Raw genomic sequence first — 17448 nt, 5'->3', positions numbered from 1 at the left:
ACCCGGACAGACCGCACCTTCACTGGTGCGTTCTGCCCGTGTAACGTGATACTTATTTGTAAACCTCATCAATCGCAGCCTGGAAAGGAGCCTTGTATTTCTCGATCAGCGTAGATACGGATACCCCTTCTTTGAGTTCCCCATCAAAATCCCAGAACGGCAAGGACGGGAATGTGTTATGGTCGAGAACCAACATACCTTCCGCAACCTCTCTGGCGTTGTTGATATCTGCTTCATCGGTCAGATGTGTCTCCAGTGTGGATTGTCCCGGATACTCATAGATCGATTCGATCTCATTAATTTTCTCCCAGATGTACATCAGTTGTTCCGGATTCTCTACTGCTTTTGGAATCGTTATAGCTTGGTAACGTGACTCACCGGAGTGATACGCTGTTGCACTTGGACCTTTTGGAAACGGTACAAAACCAATATCGTAGTCCTTCATATCCGTCATAATACCTTCAACTTCGTACATGGCACCTGAATACATCAAGGTGTTGCCTTGACGGAAGAACGTGGATGGCTCTGTCCAATCTCCGCCCTCAGAAGCTCTACCGACCTTCTCGGTAGCCAGTTTGGACAGGAAGTTCAACGCTTCTTTCGTTTTTGGATCTTCCAGGTTCTGCTTATCCTCTTTGGTCAGAGAAGCCTCGTTGGAATACAGAATCGGTTCCAGCAAGCCCGTTTGAGCGAGTCCCCAAGTGTCCAGCTTGCCATCATTGTTTCTATCCTTGTTTGCTTGCTTGGCAACACTGATGAACGTATCCCAGTTCCATTCATCGGCATCCACATACTCCTGAAGTGGCTTCAAGCCGAGCTCTTGCATGAGTGTGCGATTATAGAAAATCCCGTTGATAAACGAGGACTGGTCCTCGGTAAAGCCGTAACCTTTGCCTTCATACTGCATGTATTCCTTGGTTGTTTTCTGGTTGAATACCTTGTCGTTTTTAATATAATCATCCACCGGCCATAACAGATCCTGTTTGGTCAATGCCGGAATGGCATAGTTTTTGCCCAGTCTCACCAGATCGCCAAGCGGTTCACCGGCCATCAGGGAAGCAACTACTTTTTCCTGATATTCACCAAAATCGATGGAAACATATTCAATATTAAAGTTGTGTTTTTTCTTCAGCGCTTCGAGATTCTCAAGGCGTTGAATGTTGTCCGGGTTGTTCCCCTGTATTTCCATGTCCCACCAAGCAACAACCTTGATCGTTCTGCCACCCATGTCAAAGTCCATTTCTGGCGTGGAGTTTTCATTCTTTGGCTCGGTTTCCGCGGGTTTTTGTTCCTCCTGTGGTGTTGTCTTTTCCGGCTCGGGTTGAGCGGTAGGTGCAGAACTGCATGCAGCAATCACCAATAAGACCGCAAATACCAGGCTCAGTAGCATGAACTTGTGTTTTCTCATCGTCTTCCCCCCTGATTGTCGTTTGCTATCACAGTGTATCGTTCAAATGAAAGCGCAAACAACCTGCCGAAATACAGATGTTTACCCGGGCTGAATATAGATTTGCGTAATTTTGCACGAGCAAAGTGCATTATAGGTTTTAATTGGTAAAGAAATGCACTGTCTACAAAAATATGCACATTGTATGCGCTTTCTTTTATTACCATAATGAAATTAAGTCAAATTTCAGTTAATCTAGCGCATTACAATTCAGCAGAAGGTGAGGTATTGCTTCATGTATGATATTTTACTTGTGGATTTCAGCCGTCGTTTGTGCGGAGAGTTGCAACAGATGTTGCTACGGAGCAAAGCTCAATATACTATCGCAAATTGTGTGTTCTCATCGGCCGAGGCTTTGACCGCATTGTCAGAACGAGACTTTTCCCTTGTTATGGTACATACAGAGAGGTTTGATACCGCGGGGCTCTGGTTATGCAATGACATTCGAAAAAAAAGTCAGATACCTATCCTCCTGATGGGTGGAAGAGATCACTTCAGGTTTGTACGCAAAGCCCTGACGTATCAGGTAAATGATTATCTCCCGTATCCTGTTAGTCCTTCTTCTTTACTTAACAGTCTGCATGGACTTAGATCCCACCTTGAAACCGACCCGGCACACAAAACGTCGTCGTTCTTCAAAACACCCGTTCAAATGAACGGTAAACCCATGCACTCCAGTCATGTTATTCGTATCGTTAAGGCCTATGTACGGGATCATCTGAGTGATGAAATCACGCTGAAGAAGATCTCTGACATGCTTCATTTTAACTGTGCGTACCTTGGACAGAAGTTCAAGCTGGAAGAGAAGATGTCTTTCAATGATTATATGCTCCAGCAACGTATGGAAAAGGCACAGCAGTTGTTGTCTTCCACGAATCTGCGAATATATGAGATTGCTATTGAGGTAGGTTATAAGGATATTGATTGGTTCTATAAAAAGTTCAAAGCGTATGCCGGATCGAGTCCCAATGCTTATAGAAGACAAAAAATCCACACGGCCTAAAGGTGGATCGCCGAATCGGTTTGTTTATCAATTGGATAATAACCACAAAAAAACGCAGGATGTATTCTACTTCCTGCGTTTTTTTGTGGTTGTTTGGGTTTGGTCAATTCCAGAGTATTTACCGTTAACGTACCAACAGGGATTCCCGGTATTCTTGGGGAGTCATTCCCGTTATTTTCTTAAAAAGTCGGGTAAATGAATGGGCAGCCTCGTACCCCACTTGAAGTGCGACCTCACGCACCATAAGATTTGTGTTCTGAAGCAATTCTTTGGCTTTCCGTATTCGGCAGTCGTCAATGAACTCTGACACGTTTATTCCCATTTCCTGCTTAAAGAATCGCGACAGATAGGATGGATTAAAATGATGGAGTTCTGCCAGTCTCACCAGAGAGAGATCTTTCTCCAGGTTCTCCTTGACGTAACTGCATAAGGAATGAATGACAACGTTAGCGCGTTCCTGTTCATTTGATCTTTTGTAGCGGACTAATTCATCAGCAGCACGATATAGAAATTGTACTGCATCCTTCATGCAGGTATACTCCCCTAAGTGCAGCAAGCTTCGTTGATCCGGGATTTTCTGTTGAAGACCCCAACGATTGATCGTTGAATGCAATAATAATGCCAGATTGTAGTATGTCTCCATGGCACGTTCCATCGTAATTTCCTGTTGTAGCAGTTCTCCTGCAAGCTCCTCAAATATATCGTAAAATGGCTGAATTCGTCCCGTTTCCAAATATCCTGACATAATCTCGATCCGGTTTGAGATCCGCATGGATTCTTTGGGTACATCAGATGAGAGATCATTACGATGATCCGTGAGTACCATGGATACACCATCCCCAATTTTCATCCACTGGAGTAATCTCAGACGTTCATATTGTTTGGTTAACTCGGACCAATTGCAACTGCGACTACTTAATGAAAAAGCAATGGATACGCCGAGTGAGACCATGCATGCTTCCTGTACCAGTTCCAGTGTACCTTCTAGAAATCGCACAAGTTTATCATTTGTCATCTCTTCCTCCTGCTTCGGCTGAAGCAGCCAGATCGTATCCCCATAATGGTCCGTTACACTTGCGCACACTGTACGCTCATTCATCAGAGAAGAGCCGATAATGCGCACAGATTCTTGGACTTGTGTGAGGTCCGAACCTTTTTCTGGCAAATTATTGAACCGACCCAGTATGAGATACACAGGTGAGTTGTTCTGTAATCTTATATCTCGTTTGAATAATTCGTCCTGCATATCCATAGTAGAATCTATAACCGCCGTACAGTCTTGAAGTAACTTCCGCAAATACTCTTTTTGCTGTATCAGTGCAAGCTGCGAATTGACTTTATGAGAATGTTCCAACAACTCGACCATGCTGTGACTTTGCCGGATCTCTTCCATCACATCTTCTACAACAGACATCACCTTGTCATAACCTTCCGTTTTGAGCAAGTAACGCACATTAGCCATCTGAAAAGCTTGATATGCATAATCAAAATCGCTATGTCCTGTCAGAAAAATGACGCGACAATTCGGCCAACTGGCTTGAATCCGCTCTGTCAGTTCCAACCCACTCATGCCCGGCATACGGATGTCCGTTAGAACAATGTCAATTCTCGACCGTTGCATCCAGGACAATGCTTCTGTTGCAGAGTAGGCCTTACATACATCAAGCTGTTCGGGTATATGTCTGGCGAACGTTTCATAGAGACTATCCGTAATAATCTCCTCGTCATCTACAATCAAAAGTCGATACATTCGTTTTCCCCCTCTTTCCACTGGATTCGAATTGTGACTTTTAACCCTTGCAGTTCACTTCTGGATAGGAAAAGGCCACTTCCTTCTCCATACGTCAGGACCAAACGTCGATGAATATTTATTAACGCGGTCATTTCGTCTGTACCTCCGTCCTTATGCAAACGTTGTTGAAGAGTTTGAATGTGTTGCTCTTCCAACTCATTTCCATTATCCTCTACGGTGATCTCGGCATATGAACCTTCCATATTAAACCCAATAATTAGAAGACCGGAGTCCGTATTCTTTTCAAGGCTGTGTTCGTAGGCATTCTCAATAATAGGTTGAATAATGAGTCTGGGAACTTTAATATGTTCCATCTCAGCAGGTAGTGGCCCAAAATCAACTTTGATTCGTCTGGAGAATCGTAATTGTTGAATCTCTGTATAGATTCGTGAATGCTCAACTTCCACTTTCAACTTCACATGGTCTGTTTCATTCCGCGTAATGAACCTGAAATACTCTCCAAGCATGTTCGTGAATTGCTCAATACGTTCGGTTTCTCCTGTCCTTGCCAGTGAATTCAGAATAAAGAAGCTATTGTACAGAAAATGAGGATTAATCTGCGATTGAAGCTGTTTCAACTCGGCCCGCTGCATCATCAATGTTTTCTTAAAATCTCGATCGATAAGGGATTGAAGATTTTCAATCATTAGATTGAAGCGGGTGTAGAGGAAGCCAAATTCATCCTTTCGGTTATGCGCAATGGGGACATCGAGCATGCCTCCCTCCATTTTTTTGAATCTTTTCACCAACAACAGCAACGGGATATGAATCAACTTGTAACTTGAATAGAGATACGCCGTGATGGCAACAAATGATGTAATTGCAAACAGCCAAGCCCAATGATAGAACTTGCTAAGTGGCTTGGTAACAATTGCCTCGGGTAGATATGTAGCTACGGATAAGCCCAGGGAGTCCATATGCAACTGACTAACATGGTACATGGTGTCCCCCACCTTCATCCGAAAGCCATCAAGTGTACCCTTTACACTGTGCTCACGGTAATTCGCGAGAATAACACTAGCTTGTTGTTTATCTGTGATGGCATGCCCCGTTTTGTCCTCAATCAGAAACGTTGAACTCTCCGGGTACAAATTAAGCCGTGTGAGTTCATTCTGAAAATGGTATGTATCCAGCTCCACCTGAATGACAAAAAGCGGGGGTTCTCCTCTCGTGCCTGTCAGCCTGACGGCACTTAAGTTCAAGGCGTCCTCTTTCACCGTGAAACGTGTACCTTTTCCTTGCATGCCTGAACTGAAATATAGATAAGAACTTTTATCGAAATCATCGATGCCTTGGATCGCGGATATACTTTTGCCAACAGAAGGGATATGTACATGAACGTTTTTGATATAAGCAGTGCTATTCTTGAATGAAGCGAGTCGTTCAGTCAGGTAATTTAATGTATCACGCCGCTCAACCTGATCCATCATGTCCCAGAGAATGGCTAGACGATTGAGTTTTCGATCCTCAACGATATCAAACTGCTGTAATTCCATCCATTCTATCTCTCTGTTCAATTCCACCACATATTGGTTCAACCGTCTTTCCGTTGACAACGATATTTCCTGACTTGCATTGTCATAACTCCAATGATACAGATACACGCCAAGAAGAATAAGGGGGAGCACAAATACCAGATAGGTGATTATTAATCGCGCAAATATACTGTTAAACCATGATTTAGCAGGGATCTTGATCAATATATTCACCTCCAATGCCAAAGGCTGAGTGGGTTCCTTGTAAAAATAAAGTGAACATTAGCGCTCCTTTGGCTTGCTGGCGCGAAACCACGCGTTAACCTCCGATGTGATCTGATCTCCCCCCAGCTTGCGCCAGTTCTCAACGAATTGATCAAACTCATCTATCGACCTGCCTAGAATAATGTTCATATAGGCTTCAAGCTGAAGATCCCGAAGAATAATTTGTCGATCAACCATCGTGTCCGTAATTCCGCCCGTGAATTGATCATAGAGAAGTTGGCCGTTCTTCTCGTAAGAATCTGCAATGCTAAAAGCACCCGAAGGCCCATAGGTTTGTTTCCAACCCCAGCCGCTCTCTACATCTTCCAATTCATAGGCCACAATGCGTTTGTGAATGGCGAGAGCTTCATTCTGCAGAGCCGAGAAGTCTCCTGTACTTCTGGCATCCCGAATTTGTTTGTATGCATCTATATTTTTATTACCGGGAAAAGGAGTTACTGGTGAAAGCATCCACACAGCTCGGGAGTCGTCATTGTAGTATGTTTCATACTGTGCCTGATCCCCCCAGTTGATGTCCAGATGCAGATTCATGAGCTTTACAACAACTTCCGGATTAGAGAAGCCTTTTTTTACAGCAAAGTATTGCCCAGTGTTGGAACGTAGCGGTACGAACAGACTCCGGTCCGACTTGGCAACAATCGGATATGCCTGCCATTCTACATCTATACCTGTATCTGTATCACGGGTGCTCTGAAGCATAAAGGATGTCCACTGTTCGCCGTAAAGCATCCCTATTTTTCCATCTTGAACTAGACGAAACGCCTTGTTTCCACTTTTATAACCAAAATCCGGATCAAGTTGGCCTTCACGATACAACGTTTGCAGTACTTTCAGAGCCTCCCGAACTTCAGGCTGTATACCTCCATAAGTGAGGTTTCCTTCTGCATCTTTAACCCATATATTAGGGTAGGCACCGTAGCCGGACATGAACCCTGCAGCTCCCATAACTGGATCCCATAGATGGTTCGTTAGCGCAAGTCCGTATGTATCATGCTCTCCGTTCCCGTCGGGGTCCTCCTCTGTAAACGCTTTCGAAACCTGGAGAAGCTCTTCTATCGTTTCAGGCGGCCGTAGCCCCAGTTGCTCCAACCAATCGGTTCTAATCCACAGGTACTGCGCTGTCTCAATGGAGGAAGATGATTCGGGAATAGCCATGAGTTTGCCATCAATGGTTGCCGCATCAAATGCGCCTCTTCCCTCCGCCTCCAATATACTCTTTGTAAGTGGGGAAGCATACTCTTGGTACACATGGGTTAAATCTTCGATCATTCCAGCGTTGCTCAGTTGTCTAAGTTGATATGGATTAACTTTCACCACATCTGGAAAACGTCCTGCAGCAAGGGATACACCCAACTTCTGATTGTATACATCTCCCTTAGCAGTCCAGTCATAGTGAATTTGAATACCTAGCTCTTTCTCGTACAAACGAGTCCAGCGATTATCCAGTATCGTCTCACCAGGTAACTGACTAATCATGCGCTCAAGGTCATCTCCCGTTTCCCTGACAAAAGAGACCACGATGGGAGGAGAATACCTCTCAAACGTAGCGGGAAGTTGAATCTGCTGCCCATCTTGCTGCGGATGATGTTGTTTGGTATTACCTTCGGTATGACCTGCTGGTATGGATACAGCAAGGAACAGAATGAAGGTCCATCTTGTTATGTCCAGACATCTCTTATACATGACGACATGCCCCCAGTTCGGTTTGAACAACTCTCTTCTCTCTGTCAACTTTAATCCATATTATTGTACAACAACTTATACTCATTGAATACGAAAAGCCGCCATTGGGCGGCTTTTCGTATCTTTATTGTTTCTCATCAGGATTAATTACGCGATATTCGAAATTCGAAAAGTCAGCTGTTCCTCCAGCTATTTCAGTTGAATATACAAACAACCCCGTTCGACAACCCATAAAATGATCCAGTTTATATATCATTTTGTGGACAATCCCTATATCTCTCCATTCAGTTCCATCGAAATAGGCAAAAGAGCACTCATCCAGATTGTTCTCAAAATTTCCGAATGCTTTTAGTTTAACTACTGAATCTGATACCGGGATACGTTCATGTTCAGTGGCTGGCTTCTGGTCGATCAGATTACCAAATATGGTGGAATCCTCACTATCTCTGGCATGCATGACCAAGTAAAACTTGTTATCCTGCTTCGTGAGAGCGATCATACCGTACGAACCGATTAGAAAGCACAACCCGGCATAGTCCCCATCATTCAGCCGACTGCCGTCAAGCGTAACTATTGCTTCGCAAGCGGGCCCCATTGAACGCTGGGTTAGTGTGTTGACCGCAAACGTCAGATTTGGGCTGATCTGTCCCGTTCGAACACGATACACCCCCGATTTCTCTGTCACGGACCAAAGTTCATGATTAGGTGTATGATTCCATTGCCAAAAATCACGGAGGCGGATGCTTCCATCTTCCTCGGGTTCATAATTGAAACTGTCGCTACCCACTAACGGGTTATAACGGTGCTCTGGTCTCGTGCTCGGGATATCAATCTGCTTCGGCGCTTTGCTTGCAAAGACCGGTATACCTTGATCAAAGTGTAGCGGAACCAAAACAGGAACCCGGCCAACAGCCCCATGATCCTGAAACAGCATTGCATACCAGTCTCCATCCGGCGTATCCACGATACCGCCCTGAGCAACACCTGAATTGAAATAATCCATATCGTCATTAAATACTTCTCCACCAGTGAAGACATCTTCCAGAGAGTCTGCCATATAAAACGCCTGTGTTCTACGTCCGGAAGCTTTCGTGATATGAATCAGGAACACAATATATTTACCATTGATCTTGTAAAAATGTGCTCCTTCATAACCAAGGTGATGAGGCTGCTCGTCTTTTACAATCAAGCGATGCACTCCACCAGGTTTGGGCCCGGACAGATCAGAGCTTAATTCGGTCAGATAGATCTCGGTATTACCGTACACGAGATATGCTCGTTCATCATCGTCAAAAAATAAGGAGCAATCATGGTAAAACCCTTCCACGATCTGTTTCTTCCATACTCCCGAGATGGAGGTCGACGTATACAAGTATGTCTTACGGGTATCATTCGCAACAAAGATCACATAGAACATTCCTTGATGATAGCGGAGTGATGCAGCCCACATGCCTTTACTATAAACGTGATGACCATCCACCAGCCGTTGTGCAGGTGTATCGTCCAATGTGTCGTATACATATGTGGCTACTTCCCAATGGATCAGATCATATGAACGCAGGATGACACATCCCGGCATCATATGCATGGTTGTACTGACCATATAATATGTGTCATCTACACGAATAACATCAAGATCCGGGTAATCGGCCCAAATAATCGGATTCGGATACATGCTTTAATTACACCTCATTTTGTCTATTAAACTTCCATTCTCTTAAAAGGATGGTTGGGCTGTCTGTTGAACTTTTAAGCTTAATATACAAGTCTTGCACACCTTTCGCACCCGTAACATTAGTTGTTAGTTCCATCCATTGAAGAGATTCGGTTACAGGTGGAACAATGATTTCTCCAATTAACAGTCCGTCTGTACGATCAAGTCGAAGTTCTAACGTACCTTCGGTTCCTTGATTCGCAATCGTGGCTGTGAAGCTTGTAGGCCCTTCACTTTCAAAGTCGACCTTGGATATAGCTATCCAGCTGTCATTATGCAACTTAGCGGAGATCATATTCGAATCTGATGCAGACATCTCACCAGAGTCAAAATATTGCTCTGTTGATACTCCGCTACTCCATCCAATCGTCGAACCGCTTACCCGCCCATAGGGATCGAAGCACTTGATTTGATCTACGCCCTGATAATCGGCATGTACCTTCTTGATCTTACCCGTGGCCTCATCATGTTCGACTCGATTAAGATGTGTTGACCGGTAACCTTCTGGGATATTCATGGCTTGGCATAATGTCTGGGCATGATAGGCAATGTACCACTGATCCGATAGTTGAAATATAGCATGGTGATTGTTGCCGCCAATATTAAAAAAGTGTCCAGGATTCTGGAGTAACGTACCCTGATATGTCCATGGCCCCATTGGCTGAACACTGGTCATATATGCAATCTCACCAGGTGGTGGGCTGTCATCTGGCCGATCACCCTCAATAAAATTGGAACAATACGTAAAGTAGTAACTATTATTATATTTATGTATCCCTGAATCTTCAAACATATAAGGCGCCTGAATAACCTTCGCTTTGCCAACAACGCTGATCATATCGTCTCCCAATCGCATCACTCTTGCCGTATCCGGTCTTTCTGCTTTCCCCTGTGGAATACCACCACCGAAATAGATGTAGGCCTGATGATCATCATCTACAATGACAGCCGGATCGAATAACCAGGTTACTTCCTCTACTCCCGGAGTCTCTCTTGTAATAAGTGCTTTTCCTATAGGGTCTATCCATGGACCTACAGGTGTGGGCGCAGACAGTACACCTATTCCACTGGCATTGTTGGCGAAATAAAGAAAGAAACAGTCCTTTCCATCCAAGATTCGATGAGCAGCTGCCGGGGCCCAGGATTGTGAAGCCCATGTTGCTGCGCCTTGAGGTCCAGCCACTCTGATCTCTCCATGATCGGTCCAGTTGATTAAGTCATCCGAAGAAATGACCGTAATCCGGTTGATTGAACTGTAGCTGTTTTTCTGAGGAAGACCGTCCTTATCATATTCCAGCTTATCACTAGTCATATATAAGTAGACTCGATTGTTAAATACTAAAGCATAGGGATCCGCTCCGAATTTGTGGGCCACCAAAGGGTTACCGTTGGGACGAAGCTTTCCAATCTCCCCTGGAATACGCTCCAGATTGGCAGCTTGGTCTTGCTTTTGCTCACCAGCATGTGGTGTAGAATGATGATTCATCAAAAGAATCCCCCTATAATCGTTTTTAGTTGTTCTTTTTACAAGAAAGCGTTTGCAATACAAAAGGTATCATGATAGGATGATTACATTTTAAGGTAAGCTGAGTACAATTTCATTGCGTTAACCGCTCTATTTATTGCGTGAAATGACGGGAGGTACTTCATGAGTGGATCCTCTGAGTGTTTTTATGATCCCATCCAGCCTGAGCTCTTATATCTGCACAGCGTAACGACGTATAAGCTGGAAACGATCTATCATCGCCATAATGCATACGAAATCTACCTGTTTCTTCGTGGAAACGTTCACTTTTATGTAGATAATCGATGTTACCATGTTCAGCCTGGTGATCTGCTTGTGATGTCACCCGAGGAGATGCACCGAGCCTTTATTCTGGATGAATCTGAGTATGAACGAATTACAATCAATCTCAAAAAAACATATCTGTTTCAGCTTTCCACACCATCAACCAATCTATCGTCATGTTTTGACCATCGCCCCAAAGGAACAGGCAACATCGTACATCTAGACGACGATAACTTGAAGCAGATGCTGCAATGTACTAACGAACTGGAAGGGTTGCTTGCTTCCGATGCTTATGGCACCGATATCAAAATAAATGCAGCCGTAGCCCAATTGTTGGTCATGATTAACGTCTGGTTTCATAACAATTCCTTTGTTCCCAATGACATTATGCCTGAACTGGTTCGTGAAACCATGGATTATATTGAAACACATCTGAATCAAGACATAACGCTTCGCAAACTTGCCGAAGTGTTCTACATGAACAGTACTTATATCAGCCGCCAGTTCAAAAAGCATACTGGATTGACCATCCGTTCCTACATTTTGGGTCGTCGTATTGAACGGGCCAAATTCCACCTGTCAGAAGGAATGAGTATTACGGATGCATGCTTTCAATCGGGCTTTAGTGACTATGCCAATTTTATTCGCAGTTTTACCAAAATGGTCGGCATCTCCCCCGGTAAGTATATCAAACAAAGACGTGATGCAATTGAAGCATTACCACAATAATGACAAGTTCATTCAATGTAAAATGTAAACTGAAAACATCGAACCATCCTGCATGGCTCGATGTTTTTTAGTTCTTGATATACTTCGGATCTGCAAACAATTCATTATTGTGATCGTATCCGCAAGTTAATTGATCTCTTTACCCGTCCACAATCGAACGCGATCTTTAATCCACTCCGTATACTGCTGTTCCATGGCCAATGCACCTGCATTATCAAGTTCGGTAATCATATTGTCATATATGCCTTCAAAGGCACTCGGAGAGGATGTAATCGCTTCGGCGATCCGTTTCTGAATAATATCCTGCGTTTTCTGATACACAACGTTATAATCCCCGCTATCCGAAGGAATCGGCATATTGTAAGCAGCGCCCCACTCTTTCACCGGAAACTCTTCTTCGGAAGGGAACAAGTCCTTCCATGTAGTTATGCCATAACCTTTCAAAGCTTCTTTCTCCTCATCAGAATAACTTTGCTGAATCTGTTCAGGATAATTCGTTGTATAGTAGTTATCCGTTGAATCTTTGACACCATCCCCGTAGTGAGCACCGAAAATGTAATACAAGCCTACTCCGGTTTCTTTGGTGAATGTATTATTGTCTTTGTTTTTACGTTCCTGTACATCGGCCGGGATGGTGCGAACACCGTTTTCCACATTATATTGCTCGCCTTCAACGCCCCAGTTTCTCAATACTTGCCCTTCTTCAGAAGACATCCAATCCAAAAATTTGATGGCACGGACAGGATCTTCACAATCGACTGTTATGCCAATGCCATAACCATCAAAACCGATATTCTGGAAATTTTTACGTTGAAAACTGTCATCTAACGTTACCGGATAGAATCCGTAGGTCATATCGTCTTTCCCTGCGCTTTTCAACGCATTTTCCGCATCACTGAATCCCCAGCTTGGATCAAGCAAGGATAACACGCGACCACTGGCGATTTTGGACTTATATTGGTCATCCTTCTGAACAAAACTGTCCTTGTCCAGCAAGCCTGCATTGTACATCTTGTTCAACCACCGGAAATATTCCTTCTCCTCGGGACGTTTGTAATGCAGAATGGCTTCGTAGGTGTCCGGATTGATGAAATACTCACCATCTCCAGGTCCTCCAGTAGACATGACAGCGGGATCAGTAACAGTGATCATTCGCCGCCATCCATCTGCACTAAGCGTCAGTGGAATTGTAGGTTGGCCATCCTCTGTTGTCGGATTCTTCTCGTAAAAGTCACGTAGCACATTTTCGAAATCGTTTAAGGTTTTGATCTCAGGATACCCGAGTTCCTTAACTACACGATGTTGAATAGCCGCACCGTTCGTGGCATCGAAGCTAACTTGATCGATTGCGCCGTTCGTTGGAATCCAATAGATTGAAGGATCATCATTGCTGTATTTCAACCGATTGAAGTGCTCACCGTAGATCTTTTTCAAATTGGGGGCGTGTTCTTCGATCAGATCCGTCAAATCAATCATTGCCCCGGCATCAACGAGTCTAGTCAAGTTACCTTTTGGGAAGATCAAATCCGGATAATCGCCGCTGGCAGCCATCAGGGAAATGCGGTCGTTTCCGCCTCCGCTCGAAATATCGAATTCTGCATCAATACTTACACCGGTTTCTTCCGTAATTTTCTTCCCTACCGCATCCTGCATTTTGTTCCAGTTGGGACTTGCATCTGCGCCGAAGAAGGTAAATGTGATCGGGCTGTTGGGGTCACTCGTATTTGATTCGGAATTCTCTCCAGCGTTTCCGCAACCGGCGGAAACTAACACAACACTTGTTACGAGACATGCTCCTAGCATTTTTGAAATGGCTCTCATTATTTTTCTGCCCCCTAAATGGTGTTAGTCGTAATAACCAATCCAGACATTGCGATGGTTCACTTTGAAATAGTATACGCTTACATATTCAACCGTTAATAAACGATTACATTCCTGCCTACCCTATTCCATGTTTAAAGTATAAGGAAGTCTAATCACCCCAACCTTGATTATTAAGCCATGAAAATAGCATGATCTAGACATGTGTCTCAGTAAAAATGTGAAGACCAAAAAAGCGATGGTTGCCCATCGCCTCATAAAGCCAAACCTGCTTTTCAATAATATAATTCCAACGTAAATCCTAGGATCTCCCCTTCCACATCACGCAACAATTCCATGACCTGGTCAGCGTAATCTCCAAGAATTTCTTTACTTTTCTCGAAGCCAATCCATTGAAAAGTAAGCGGCATGCTTACAGCCCCAGTTAAGACATCCCATAGAGCGTCCAAATTGCCTCCATAGCTCTCGTCTAACTCAAGCTGGTTCTGCAAAATTTGATGAAGCTCTTCCTTGCTGTGAAAGTCGTTTCCGTTAATCTGAATGATGCTCATATCATTTCCTCCGTTTATTTTAACTGTTCAAATGACTTGTAATGATCTGTCGTCTGGTAGATTAGACCATCATTCGAGTATAGAATTCGGTCGCTTCCGCGCCGTCCTCCTGAGTAATTTATATCTGCTTCGTACCAGATTCGGCCTTTTTTGTTGGGGAGTAATCCTTCCCGGTTCCTGAACACGTCGCCGCCGATGCTTTTGCCTGGAGCAACTTCTCGCAGGTTACCTTCGCTTGGTTCCCATCCCAGATCTCTTGCCTCTTTCTTGGTAATATAATTTGGTGGGAGTTCATTGTGCTCCGAGATATAGTCGGCAACCTCATCAAATCCCATATCCTCCGAAACTTGAGGTGATCCGAGATCACGCAAAGACTCTGACGTACAACCTGAGAACAATAATGCAGCGAGGATGATCACTAACGTGTAAGCAAATTTTCTGAAAAACATAATCTTTTCTCCTTTTGATGTTCTTGCTCTTGCTGTCTTCCGTTTTGGTGCTATTTCGATGACAATGCTTCTAATGTTAACGATTTGTGGTAATTAAAGCAATTCTGTAAGCCTATTATGGAGTTGAAATTCAATCAATTAAAGCTGTTGCCTTGCTCCATTGAAGCATTATTTTTATTCTACAACAAAAAAAGCCGCTAAAATAGCGACTTTAATCGTACCACGATCATTACCATTCAACACATTCATTTAATAGTTTAATTTAATGTATCCATCCAGTTCTCTAGGGCTACAACAACCTCTTCCAACTGCTTATCTTCCGTAATGGCAGGCTGATTATCTCCTTTTTGCATGCCGTATGAGCCAAATTGACCGTGATTTCCACCCTCAATACTCACATATGTCGTGTCTTCCGGAAGATTTGCTTTGGAGTTCTCCCAGTCTTCCCAGTTAAGCACTCCGTCATCCGAGCCTGTAATCTGTAAGATAGACAAGTCCGTATTCTTTACGCTCCCTCCTTCATCTGCATAAGAAGCCAAGAAAAAGACTCCTTCCAACTTCTCATTGTGCTCCGTAGCATACCGTGATGCAAATGACCCTCCCAACGAATGACCACCAATAACAAACGCTTCGTCAGGATGTTCCTCGATAAAGGAATCAGCCTTGTTCTGACCGAAAATCGCCAAGTTTATTGGCATGTTCGCGATATATACGCGGTGACCCTGTTCTGCCATTTCTCTGGCAAGTGGAGAATAACTTTCAGGTTCAACCAGACCACCTGGATAAAAAATAATATTCGGTTTGGTTATCTCTGTACTCACGGGTTCAAATCGGTAACCGTCCTTAATCTTGGCGACAATAACCTGAGCATCACTTGTCATCGCCGTTTCAGCTCGCTCAGTCGGACTATACGTAACCGAATTGAGATATACGTAAACGCCGGCCACGATGATAACAATGGACAAGATGGTCCACATAATTATTTTCTTCCATTTGTTAGTACGTTGTGCTGTTTTCAACCTTAAAACCACCTTAGTATGAGGATAATGATATGCCTTTTTTAACTCTTCGTAATTATACTTACCGGTAAGTATAATTACAAGATGATTTTGCTTACTATCGTTATTTGTCATAAAATATTCATGGAGGGAAGTCCAATGACAGAAAAATCACCCAAACGATTGCCTGGAAGACCCAAACATGGCAACGATGATATCTCAATTCAGCAAACCATTATTCAAACCGCTTCACAGTTATTCATGGAGTATGGCTACGAAACAGTCACGCTTCAGCAAATTGGCAAAACATGTAGCGTGTCAAAACCAACCATTTATTATCATTTCACCAGCAAACCCGAGCTTTTTAAGGTTGCCTTTACAACGATGTTACAGAATGTGAGCCGGTTAACCTCGCATATCCTTGATCAAGCCGAGAATCTGGAGTCGGGGCTTGTGCGTCTGGCAGAGGCCAGACTGGGAAATCCGCATGCGGAGATTGAAACCATGCTCAGGGAAGCTGAGCCTTTTCTTGAACCAGCTCAAATTCAGGATATACGCAACGCGGAGCATCAGATTCATGAAGTGTTAGCCTCTCATTTCCAACGAGCAATGGATGAAAACAGACTGAGAACGGACGATCCATTTTTCCTCGCAGAGACTTTCTCGACATTGATGTTAATGGGTAACCGGGAAGATAACTTGCATAAATATGGTTCCAATCTTTCATTGGGCCAAAAGCTAGTAGATATTTTCATTCGCGGAGCACAGTAAAAATTCAGGGCAACAAGGAGAGCTGACATGAATATCCCTAGAGGAACCTATGGGTTTCGATTCGCGGAAGACCAGGAGCTCCAACTGTGTGTACTGTATGCGGCTGGATGTGATTCAATAACCGATCCTTCTTATCATTGGGATGGACTCGAACGTTCGGACGGGCCTCTTCTGTTATTCCAATATACAGTCTCGGGTGAAGGTGTATTTGAGTCGAATAATCGCATTCATCATGTTACCGCAGGACAAGCTTTTTTGGCAGAAATTCCAGGGCCACATCGCTATTACTACCATTCAGTATCAAAAGAACCTTGGGAGTTTCTGTTCCTGCTTTTCAGGCCCACTCTTATTCTGCCCCATTGGAGAAAATTTCTTCGTGAAGCGGGAGAAGTTCCCTATCTTCCCGCTGATTGTACACCCATCCGACTGTTGCGGATGATCGTGACTGATGCGGCAACAGGCAGAATAACTGATCCTCTGATCGCATCATCCAGCGTATATCAGTTCATGACAGAATTAACGCGATTACAGAGAACAACATTGCGCAACAGGGAGAATTGGTCTGAAAACATTCAAATAGCCGTTGAATACATAGAAAACAACTACTCCAAGATGATCAGTATCGATCACCTAGCGGAGCATGTTTCCCTTTCCAAATATCACTTTATACGTCGCTTTTCCTCCAGTACGGGCTTGACGCCTGGTTCTTATCTAACCCGTGTACGTACCGAGAAAGCAATGGAACTGCTGCGCGGAACTTCTCTTAGCATTGAAGTCATCGCCGAGCAAGTCGGGTATTCCAGCGGAAGTTATTTTATCAAAGCCTTTCGCAGCATAACCGGCGTTACGCCAGGTGAATTTCGTAGTGGCGGAGAAAGCCTTGTGTACCGTAAATTGTTCTTCGATTAACCGCAATATTTTGCTATTCGACACTCAACATT

The 17448-nt window shown here is 43.9% G+C and carries 14 protein-coding genes; 4 read left to right on the top strand and 10 right to left on the bottom strand.

Going from position 1 to position 17448, the window contains the following annotated elements:
- Nucleotides 1-52 precede the first annotated feature (52 nt).
- Nucleotides 53-1408 (bottom strand): extracellular solute-binding protein, encoded by a 1356-nt coding sequence (locus NST38_RS15050; protein ID WP_036615912.1) that lies wholly within the window; start codon nt 1406-1408, stop codon nt 53-55.
- A gap of 274 nt (nt 1409-1682) precedes the next feature.
- On the opposite strand from NST38_RS15050, the gene NST38_RS15045 reads away from it, so the two are divergent.
- Nucleotides 1683-2450: a helix-turn-helix domain-containing protein gene (locus tag NST38_RS15045; RefSeq protein WP_047842955.1), complete on the top strand. Its 768-nt coding sequence runs from the start codon at nt 1683-1685 to the stop codon at nt 2448-2450.
- Nucleotides 2451-2574: 124 nt separating this feature from the next.
- Here the strand turns inward: NST38_RS15045 and NST38_RS15040 are convergent, their stop codons facing one another.
- The 5 genes from NST38_RS15040 to NST38_RS15020 all read right to left on the bottom strand — a co-directional run bounded on the left by NST38_RS15040 (nt 2575) and on the right by NST38_RS15020 (nt 10885).
- Entirely contained in the window at nt 2575-4200 is a 1626-nt protein-coding gene (locus NST38_RS15040; protein ID WP_076253035.1) for a response regulator, read from the bottom strand.
- Nucleotides 4185-5951, bottom strand: a complete 1767-nt coding sequence (locus NST38_RS15035; protein WP_370511444.1) for a sensor histidine kinase — start codon at nt 5949-5951, stop codon at nt 4185-4187. Before NST38_RS15035 ends, NST38_RS15040 begins: the two co-directional genes overlap by 16 nt.
- A gap of 48 nt (nt 5952-5999) precedes the next feature.
- The gene (locus tag NST38_RS15030) at nt 6000-7685 is read right to left on the bottom strand and encodes an extracellular solute-binding protein (RefSeq protein ID WP_083684744.1); all 1686 of its coding nucleotides are present in this window, start codon (nt 7683-7685) and stop codon (nt 6000-6002) included.
- A 124-nt stretch (nt 7686-7809) separates the two neighbouring features.
- Complete coding sequence (locus NST38_RS15025) at nt 7810-9360, bottom strand: glycoside hydrolase family 43 protein (RefSeq protein ID WP_076253033.1); 1551 nt, start codon at nt 9358-9360, stop codon at nt 7810-7812.
- Between the two features lie 7 nt (nt 9361-9367).
- A complete protein-coding gene (locus tag NST38_RS15020) occupies nt 9368-10885 on the bottom strand; it encodes a glycoside hydrolase family 43 protein (protein ID WP_341344004.1) in 1518 nt (505 codons plus the stop codon).
- A gap of 162 nt (nt 10886-11047) precedes the next feature.
- Here NST38_RS15020 and NST38_RS15015 point away from each other — a divergent pair, with 162 nt between their 5' ends.
- Complete coding sequence (locus NST38_RS15015) at nt 11048-11917, top strand: AraC family transcriptional regulator (protein WP_076253031.1); 870 nt, start codon at nt 11048-11050, stop codon at nt 11915-11917.
- 126 nt (nt 11918-12043) lie between these two features.
- Here NST38_RS15015 and NST38_RS15010 read toward each other — a convergent pair whose 3' ends face one another.
- The 4 genes from NST38_RS15010 to NST38_RS14995 all read right to left on the bottom strand — a co-directional run bounded on the left by NST38_RS15010 (nt 12044) and on the right by NST38_RS14995 (nt 15757).
- The gene (locus tag NST38_RS15010) at nt 12044-13738 is read right to left on the bottom strand and encodes an ABC transporter substrate-binding protein (protein ID WP_341344003.1); all 1695 of its coding nucleotides are present in this window, start codon (nt 13736-13738) and stop codon (nt 12044-12046) included.
- A gap of 275 nt (nt 13739-14013) precedes the next feature.
- A complete protein-coding gene (locus tag NST38_RS15005) occupies nt 14014-14289 on the bottom strand; it encodes a barstar family protein (RefSeq protein WP_076253029.1) in 276 nt (91 codons plus the stop codon).
- A gap of 14 nt (nt 14290-14303) precedes the next feature.
- The gene (locus NST38_RS15000; protein WP_036615937.1) at nt 14304-14738 is read right to left on the bottom strand and encodes a ribonuclease domain-containing protein; all 435 of its coding nucleotides are present in this window, start codon (nt 14736-14738) and stop codon (nt 14304-14306) included.
- Nucleotides 14739-14995: 257 nt separating this feature from the next.
- Complete coding sequence (locus tag NST38_RS14995; RefSeq protein WP_083684741.1) at nt 14996-15757, bottom strand: alpha/beta hydrolase; 762 nt, start codon at nt 15755-15757, stop codon at nt 14996-14998.
- A 138-nt stretch (nt 15758-15895) separates the two neighbouring features.
- On the opposite strand from NST38_RS14995, the gene NST38_RS14990 reads away from it, so the two are divergent.
- Entirely contained in the window at nt 15896-16507 is a 612-nt protein-coding gene (locus NST38_RS14990) for a TetR/AcrR family transcriptional regulator (protein WP_036615941.1), read from the top strand.
- 27 nt (nt 16508-16534) lie between these two features.
- Nucleotides 16535-17416, top strand: a complete 882-nt coding sequence (locus NST38_RS14985; RefSeq protein ID WP_036615944.1) for a helix-turn-helix domain-containing protein — start codon at nt 16535-16537, stop codon at nt 17414-17416.
- The last annotated feature ends 32 nt before the right edge of the window (nt 17417-17448 follow it).

Source organism: Paenibacillus sp. FSL H8-0104 (assembly GCF_038050215.1).
Classification (GTDB): Bacteria; Bacillota; Bacilli; order Paenibacillales; family Paenibacillaceae; genus Paenibacillus; species Paenibacillus amylolyticus.
The sequence above is the reverse complement of the archived record's forward strand: the minus strand, read 5'-3'. Positions and strand labels throughout refer to the sequence as shown.